Below are 8659 nucleotides of genomic sequence, written 5' to 3'. Positions count from 1 at the left end.
GAGTACAGAGTACGGAGTACAGAGTACGGAGTACAGAGTACGGAGTACAGAGTACGGAGTACAGAGTCGGCTTCATTTTTTTTGAATCATGCCCAAATACGTGACAGGTTGGGATTCGTAGTTTTAAAGGATTCCTCCCCTTTATCATTCATCTCTTTTCCAGACCATTGACCACTGATCACTAATTTTATTCATAACTCATAATTCAATCTCGTTTCCCTAAAGCGGTAATGAACAATTATATTTATTTTGAACTTCGTTCGAACACTTTTTCTGTTAATCCGACGAATAATTACTAGAGCTCCCATCGACATCCTCAAACCAGAACGAAGGACATGAGCACTCTAATTCTGTTACGAAAACGACATGAACTTAATATTATTGAAATAATACAATTCTGAAGAAAAACACACGTTTTGCACAAACTGCCTTTACGCATAGATGTATGCTGTATTCAATTAAACACCATATTTCACTTTTTCATACATTCCCCATACATTAGCCATACAGTTCCCATACTGTTCCTATACAGTTCCCTACCTGTTGATAGGATAGTAGAATAGTACAAATATTGAATGTCGTTTCAATACATTAAATCAATGCTTTTAGAACTTTTAACAGATTTACAAAACCATGAACTTCTTTGAATATGTTCGTCTTCACCCAGCGAAGGAATGAACGAATCTTTTTTGTGCAGCCATAAGACCATTTTTCCTGTGGCCAGACGACTTGTTGAATGTATCTATTCTAAAATTGTTGTACCAAATACTGGCTCGTTCTCTTCCATTCATAACTCATCATTCATAATTACCTTCATAACTCATCATTCATATTTCATAATTAAACATTGGCTGATTTGAACAAATAAAGGTCTGTTTAAAATAAAAACCAACACGCATTTTTATAATACTTTTACATCGTGCTTTTCAAATTGTATTAAAAGCAAAACAAGCCTCTCAATCAAAATGAATAAAATAGTTTTCTTTCTATTATGCATTGTTTTTGCTACGAGCTGCAAAAAGGACCGCTATATATTTACAATGAAAACGGTCAAATTAAATGACTACGATAAATCTAAATTTCCAGACCAAAATTTATCTATCAAAGTTATTGATACCTCTCCTTTAAATGTTATTGCTAGTTCAGAATCCTACCCAAGCTCACAAACCTTGCCTGCTACATTTAATTTAAGTCCACACCCGCAAGTACATTTATATAAAGATAAAAATATAACCGTTCAATTATGGGGAGATGTTTCGGGTTTAATGGGTTATAGTACCATAGATATGAAAGAATATAAAATCATATACCCCATAGATATGGAAACAAAAGAAGGCTCCACGAGTTTTTCTGTAGCTGGCACGTGGCAATAAAAATACATTCCAGAAATTTAGTAACACACACATAAAAAGGCCTCTTAAGAAATTTCTTAAGAGGTCTTTTTATATTACTCTGAAACGGTTATCGTATTCTTCTATCAATATTTGTTCGTTTATCAAAATGAAATTCAATAAACATGGCTTCATCTTTCTTGGCAACAACCGGCGCTGTAGCTCTTCCCATTTCTAATTGATTCGCATCAAACACTTTTGATTTCAATGTCCCCGAATATGGTTTATTAAAAATAACATATACCATCAATACATTATCTATACCTGCAGAATCATTGGTAACATACGTTTTACCCAACTCCAAACCTTTTTTTTTTAGATTTTCAGGCAATACTATTTTTATTTCAAATGCTTTTTCAACACCTTTGCTGGCCCTTTGTCCACGAATGTATTCTTTAAAAAATTTATCCATTTCTAGGTACACGTTCCTACTCACGAAGCCAACCCAATTGGCCACAAGGACCTTGCTAATAGCGATGCAAGCCTCATTGGAGCTTACCAACCTGCTCGGAAAAAAATAATGTGTGCGTGAAGTCGTTTAGTGAACATCCCCCCCCCTTAGGGATCACATATTTATAGAAAGAATACATTTAACAACATACGCCCAATCCCGAAGGGATGACAGTATTATAGCCTATTAATTCTATCCCATACAAAATGCACGGAGCCTTATCAAGGAGCGACGTTTTATATCTCCAACAAACCAAAAACATAACATCATATAGCAATGGCTGTTGGCTACTAGCACAACAGCGGGTTGAGGGGTGGTTCGATTAACGTGCGAGATGCCAACAAGGAGTAAAAACAGCACCATAAAGGCGTGAAATTAATACTATCTGTATAAATGCAAAATCTTATTAAATCCCTAATTAACTATATCAATAGCAAAAGACCTGAAAGGCTATTCTTTAATAAACTTTTCAATAATGGATGTTTCTTTAGTTATAATTTTAAGAAAATATATGCCTGGATCAAGTTTACTCACATCTATACAATTGCTTTCGATCGTTAATACGGCAATTATTTTTCCACTAACGTTGATCACCATACAAGAACCGTTTGGCTGACTCAGCTTTAGAAATAGCCTATTTTCTACAGGATTTGGATATATATATGATTCAATAGATTCTACATTGTTTTTATTAATTATTGCAGTACTAATATTATTTGTAATCCTGCGCACTTTAAAATTACCATTATCAGTTACAAAAATGTTTCCACTTGCATCCAACGCAATATCTCTTGGATTATTAAATTCAGCGGCTTCCCCTAAACCATCTAAATCTCCTTCCAAACCCGAACCTGCGATTGTACTTACAATTCCTTCAGAAGTAACCAAACGTATTTTATTATTTCCATAATCTGTTATATATAAATTCCCTATAGCATCAATAGCTATACCTCTCGGATGATCAAAACTTGCAGTAGCAGCAATTCCATCGGCATCGCCAGCCTGCCCAGAACCAGCCACAGTTGTGACAATACCATCTGGTGTTATTTTTTTAATTTTATTATTGCCAACATCTGCTAAATAAATATTACCTTCTGAATCTATAGCAATACCTGCGGGATTATTAAATTTAACATTTGTGCCAGTACCGTTTACATCCCCTGCAATACCTGCACCTGCAAGTGTTGTAAACGCTCCAGTTGAAGTTTCATAGCGCATAATAGAATGTGTATAGCTACTGGAAATATAAAAATTACCATCTTTCAGGACTATACCGGTCATTGACCTTACATTGTTTCCAAATGCAACAATTGTTGTAACCACTCCTGCAGGAGTAATTTTCTTAATACTGCTATTATAAAAATCAGTGAGATAAATATTTCCAGTAGCATCTGAAATAAGTGCATTAGGTGTATAAAATTCTCCTAATATAAAATTTCCAGAAGAATTTTTCATCGTATTCGACCCTGCAAAAGTACTAACAATACCAGATGGTGTGATTTTACGAACCTTATCTATATCAATAACATAAACATTTCCGGAAGGATCTGTTGTAATGCCACTTAACTGATTTGAAAAACTAGCACCTGCTCCTATTCCATCTCTTATGTAGGCAACATCAAAATTTCCGCCAATGGTTATAACAACACCTCCGGTACTTATACTACGAATCATGTTATTATACGTATCGGCAACATATAAATTCCCTAATGGATCAGAAACTAGTCCATTAGGACTAAAAAACTGAGCATTGATTCCAGTGCCATCTAAATGTCCTGATGAATAACTATGTATCTGTAATGGTCCTGCCACAGCAGAAACTACTCCATTTGTACTAATCTGACGTATCCGACTATTACCTGTATCTGCAACATAAAGGATACCTGCTGCATCAATTGTAATTCCACATGGTTTAAAAAAAGTAGCGGCAGTACCTGTTGCATCTAAGCTACCTGCTACACCAGAACCTGCGAAGCTTGTCACTACACCAGCTGATGTAATTTTGCGAATTTTATTATTTTCGCTATCAGCTACATAAATATTACCCATAGCATCTAATACTAATGATGTTGGTGAATTAAACTTTGCATTCAACCCTGTACCATCTGAGGCGCCACTAGTAGCACTACCCGCCAGAGTGCTTACCATACCGGTTATTGAAATAATACGAATACAATTATTATATGTATCTGCTAAATATAATTTTCCTGAAACATCTAAAGCAATTCCAGATGGACCATTAAATGTGGCACTCAAAGCAACACCGTCCAAATATTTATTGCCATATGTTTCGCCAGTACCTGCATACGTACTAACCATACCAGCTGGTGTAATCTTACGGATTTTATTATTATCCCTATCTGCAACATATATATTTCCATCAACATCTACTGCCACTCCAGTAGGGTTATTAAAGGAAGCAATAGTTCCCAAACCATCAGATGAACCTTTCTGACCAGAACCAGCAAGGGTTGTAAATATTCCAGCTGGACTTCTTTTACGAATACAATGATTTAACTGGTCAGCTATGTACAAATTACCTGCCACATCCATTGCCGCTCCAGCTGGACGATTAAAAAGTGCTATAGGCCCACAAACTACCTGACCATTCACATCCCAGCCACCGCTCCTTGTTCCAGCATAACAGGAAACTATCTGAGCATCGACAAAATTAATACTGAAAATAAAAAAAAATAGAACAATAAAAAATGGATTCAAATTTTTCAGATTGAATATTTGCATAATAGTTATTAAATTTAAAAGTTTTAGTTAAATACAATTTAAGAATACTTCAGCTGCTATTGGCGCCACCACAACATTCGCCAAGCTTGTACCTTTTCGTCCAACCTCTCACCAATCTATGATGTTAAGGTTGAAACAATATACAAAAAAATAATAGCATATGAGTAAACTCGTATGGTAAACGCATTTCAGGATTATACAGCACTCTGTATACGGGTCACAATGTTTAACACCATACAACATTTCTCGGCTCTGGCTTAAAAGACATAAACACGGCGAAATAGGAAGTTGCAAACCAGTGCGGAAGTTATTGAAATTGTGCAACGCGCCGTTGCATAATTTCCACTCACCCACACTTGGCACCACCACAACATTTGCCTAAGTCATACATTTCGGCCAAGCTCTCCCCGATCTATTATATTACGGTTGAAACAAGGTACGATGCTGGTAGGGGCAAATCTACTATTGTTGTTCTTGTTCGACCTCGTCGCAGGGGTATTGAATTTTGGTAAACTTACTTGTATCGGCTGTTGGAATATACGTGCAATACGAACCGTCGGCACCCCAACGAACAATATTTTTACTTTTGTCTAAATACGTCATCGTAAACAAAGCAATTTCTGTTGTGTCGTAAGGCAGCAGTGTTTCAAACAACATACTATCCCCGACGGTACGTACCTTCTTTAGCGTGTATAATTGCCCAGCGGTACCCCAATCCCACAAAATAGCGTTTGACTTGCTATCTGTTGTAAGGTCAATTGTCTGCAATGCTCTTTTGTCTTGACAGGGAATTGCATACACCCATTGATTATTAACACGTGTGACTTCCGTCCAACTTGTTGGGATCGTTAAATCATCGATATCAATACCATTCGATTGAGTGTTGTCCGCTTGTTTTTCTTCAACCCGTACAGTGTCTTTGAGAGTTTCTGTGTTTGTGCTTGTCTGCGGTGAACAAGCAATCAACATGCTTGATGCGATGACTATACAGGTAGCTCTAAAGATCATGATTCAATTGGTTATACTGTTTAATATGTTTGTAGCCGTGCGCATGCAAATAAGGTCTTGAAATGTATCTGGCGCACTCTTCGTGCAGCCGTACTTCTGTCTATTATTTTTGCTGTCTTTGACTGCTTTCTGTTCATACATAAGTTGTAGTCAACGACTACGGAATCATCGAAACCCATCTGAACATTGGCCATTGTTCTGCAGTTATTGGCATAAAGTCCAGGCTGGCTCAACTGTTACGTAAACTGAACTCATTTAATTTGAGAAAGAGCGTAGACAATGACACATACATTGAATAGCAAGATCAGAGCATTACCAATAAGTCCGATTTTGTTATATCGTATCACTGTATGTTCCGTCGAGGTATTTTTTAGGCCTGAATACAATCCGAATGCACTTAATACAAACGTCAAGATAAGAATGCCTGCAAAAATAACAATAAAACCAGCCCCTGGCGCTAAACTCGCAAATAAAATGGAGGCTACTGTAATGATGATTGCTAGTATGAATAGTTTAAAAGATGTTGGCTTAATTGTTTGCATGGTTTTTAATTTATATCGTTTAATCTATATCGCCTTGGTTGGTGTTACTCGCTGCACAAATCAAAGATAGTGATAAAAGCTACCACAGGGTCACACACCAATAATTATCCTAGGGAAGTGTGTTTTTATCGTCAATATTTTTTCGTTTTCTGATTACGAGAAAAATTGTCGAACCGAGTAGTAATAAAATGATGCCGCAAGTACTGTAAAAAATGTACGCGTCAATTGAAATAACATTTCTTTCCGGAATTACATTCTTGACGGGAAAGTCTGCGTGAACAAAAGTCGAGTCAGTGTGAGTTGTTGATGAAGGATTGAGTTGTGTTGATACACCTGCTCTATTAAGAATTTGAATTGTCATTTCAATTGAAGCATCTGTTGCTCCATATTTTCTAATTTCTTCTTCCGTTGCGTTGTCGGTGAATGCCCAAACAGCTCCTTGCCCAACGACATTCTGCATGAACATTTCGTCAATCGCCTTTGTAATTGAAACAAGATTATTGTCAGCCATCTTCCCTAAAGTGTATGATGTTTGAGAACTTGGCATACCATCATGTATCTCTGAACACATTGCATAGAGTTGAATTGTCTTGGATCTTTTCGGCTCGAGTTCTACGTAAATTGGCTTAGTTATTATCATGTCCTGTGTTGCGGTGTCTTCACACATGAGCATTAGTCCGTTGATGATATAAATCCAAACGGTGCTATCTACTTTACTTTTAATGTCAATAGTCATACACTTTCCGAAATACTGTCCGTCAGCATCTAAGAATTGCGTTTTTCCGTATTGATTCCAACTCCCTGAAATTTTATATTGAATCATTTTCTTTTCAACAGCGTCTTGAATTAAAACGCTTGACTGTCCGAACAATTGATTTGTCAAGAGAATTAGTCCAAATATTAGGAGTTGTTTTGTCATATTATTCTTACAGGTAACGTCTATGCTTGCTTTTGTTGTTGGCTTTTAAAGCGCTGCGCTTTCCTAAACACAGAACCCGTGCTCCCGATAGCTATCGGAAAAATTTAATTTTATTGTGCGGACTTTAATGCGCCGCACTCAATATTATGAAAGAAGCTTGCAATAACTTTTACCTAGTGCTATAGGGCGTTTATTTGCTACGAATGTAAATTACTATCCTCTTACTATTTTTAATAATCTATAACGGTTATTATTGTTATATAGTATTTTTATTTTCTGCTCTTTGTCTGTCTATATTATCTAGAATAATCCTTTCAATTTTATGTTGCTCGTCACATTGATCGTCATTTGCTCTAAAGTCACATCGTGGACAGTCAAAACTCAAACCGTACATAGTGGAAAGTCCAATCATAGGAGTATCACAATTTGGGCAATGAGCTTTCATGTTAGAAATTAGCCAAGCATTTTTACTATTACTCCAATTCCAACTCCATGTCCATTTCCACCTTTTAAATTTTCCTTCTCTGTAATTATAGAAGTCAGGTTTGAAAGTTTCTACTTTTTTAAATTTGTCAATTAATACAATTATTAAAAGAAATAAAATAACAGCAACAATAATCCACCAGACCTTTAAATCAAAGTTGAAAATAGTCCAAACGAGATTTGCTAACCACTTTAACATAATCCACACAGTTGTTAAAATTGGTTTTTCTTTTGAATAGTCGTAAACCATTGTTAGCAGTAAACTAAAAATGGCTGTCCCTATACTTATTGTCCAAGCTGATTTTGTCCAATGCTCTTTACTATTCGTCATGCTTATATTTGATATATGTATTATCGTCTTAAAATGCCCTATAACGGGGTTGGTTGTAGTTGTTGCAAGCCTTCAAAGTACTGAACTTTCCTAAACACTGAACCCGCACAACCATTTAAATCAATTAAATTGTGCGGACTTTAATGCACCGCTCTCAATATTATCAAAGAAGCTTGCAATAACTATTACCTATTGTTATGTGCAGTTATTTTATTTTAAACTTCACGTAGCTATCTACTTTTTTAGTTTCAAATAGTTCTAAAAGTTTTTTTCTTATTATATTTTCAGTTTTTGAATTTTTAACTTCTTTATTTAAAACTAATTCAATTGAAATCTGGAAGTCTGCATTTTCATCTTTACTTTTCACATAGTCAGGAAACCCTAAATTGATAATTGCAAAACCATCAACATTATTATAATTTAGTTTGTACTTAAATTTCACAGCACCAAATATTAGTTTAGGGAAATACACAACATTTTTCAATAAAGCATGGTTTTGTAATCCTTTACCATTTAATTTCAAATTATCAATTTCATCTAAAAATATTTTTACGTCAGCATGGCTTTCTATATTTTCATCTAAGTAAAGATCAATATCTGTTATAGACTTAAACTCCATATAAATATTAAAATCAGTGGCAAATGAATAAAAAAACTTAATTCTTGATGAGTTATCGAAATGATTGTAATTTACAGTTATTATATCGTCATTAGAATTAATTATAGATTTCTGCAAAAGTGTTTCTTTAAGTACACCCATTACTAAATTATTTACTTCTAAAGTTTCTTTTG

At 35.3% G+C, this 8659-nt stretch carries 8 protein-coding genes; 1 reads left to right on the top strand and 7 read right to left on the bottom strand.

Going from position 1 to position 8659, the window contains the following annotated elements:
• Positions 1–1040 precede the first annotated feature (1040 nt).
• A complete protein-coding gene (locus Q0543_RS12210) occupies positions 1041–1373 on the top strand; it encodes a hypothetical protein (protein ID WP_299253355.1) in 333 nt (110 codons plus the stop codon).
• A gap of 88 nt (positions 1374–1461) precedes the next feature.
• Here the strand turns inward: Q0543_RS12210 and Q0543_RS12205 are convergent, their stop codons facing one another.
• From Q0543_RS12205 to Q0543_RS12175, 7 genes are all read right to left on the bottom strand, one after another.
• Entirely contained in the window at positions 1462–1803 is a 342-nt protein-coding gene (locus tag Q0543_RS12205; RefSeq protein WP_299253353.1) for a hypothetical protein, read from the bottom strand.
• A 489-nt stretch (positions 1804–2292) separates the two neighbouring features.
• Complete coding sequence (locus tag Q0543_RS12200) at positions 2293–4584, bottom strand: T9SS type A sorting domain-containing protein (protein WP_299253351.1); 2292 nt, start codon at positions 4582–4584, stop codon at positions 2293–2295.
• A gap of 462 nt (positions 4585–5046) precedes the next feature.
• Positions 5047–5592, bottom strand: a complete 546-nt coding sequence (locus Q0543_RS12195) for a hypothetical protein (protein WP_299253349.1) — start codon at positions 5590–5592, stop codon at positions 5047–5049.
• 251 nt (positions 5593–5843) lie between these two features.
• Complete coding sequence (locus Q0543_RS12190) at positions 5844–6134, bottom strand: hypothetical protein (RefSeq protein WP_299253348.1); 291 nt, start codon at positions 6132–6134, stop codon at positions 5844–5846.
• 109 nt (positions 6135–6243) lie between these two features.
• Positions 6244–7005: a hypothetical protein gene (locus Q0543_RS12185; RefSeq protein ID WP_299253346.1), complete on the bottom strand. Its 762-nt coding sequence runs from the start codon at positions 7003–7005 to the stop codon at positions 6244–6246.
• A 304-nt stretch (positions 7006–7309) separates the two neighbouring features.
• Complete coding sequence (locus tag Q0543_RS12180; protein ID WP_299253344.1) at positions 7310–7867, bottom strand: hypothetical protein; 558 nt, start codon at positions 7865–7867, stop codon at positions 7310–7312.
• 205 nt (positions 7868–8072) lie between these two features.
• Positions 8073–8659, bottom strand: a 587-nt coding sequence (locus Q0543_RS12175; protein WP_299253342.1) for a hypothetical protein, incomplete at its 5' end; no start/stop codon positions are given.

This window comes from uncultured Cytophaga sp. (genome assembly GCF_937863595.1).
Classification (GTDB): domain Bacteria; phylum Bacteroidota; class Bacteroidia; order Cytophagales; family Cytophagaceae; genus Cytophaga.
Note: the sequence above shows the minus strand (reverse complement) of the source record. Positions and strands in the feature narration are given on the sequence as shown.

Coding starts and splice junctions, on each gene's coding strand:
- Q0543_RS12200 (WP_299253351.1), bottom strand. CDS start 4,584: ATGCAAATATTCAATCTGAAAAATTTGAATCCATTTTTTATTGTTCTA.
- Q0543_RS12205 (WP_299253353.1), bottom strand. CDS start 1,803: ATGGATAAATTTTTTAAAGAATACATTCGTGGACAAAGGGCCAGCAAA.
- Q0543_RS12210 (WP_299253355.1), top strand. CDS start 1,041: ATGAAAACGGTCAAATTAAATGACTACGATAAATCTAAATTTCCAGAC.
- Q0543_RS12195 (WP_299253349.1), bottom strand. CDS start 5,592: ATGATCTTTAGAGCTACCTGTATAGTCATCGCATCAAGCATGTTGATT.
- Q0543_RS12180 (WP_299253344.1), bottom strand. CDS start 7,867: ATGACGAATAGTAAAGAGCATTGGACAAAATCAGCTTGGACAATAAGT.
- Q0543_RS12190 (WP_299253348.1), bottom strand. CDS start 6,134: ATGCAAACAATTAAGCCAACATCTTTTAAACTATTCATACTAGCAATC.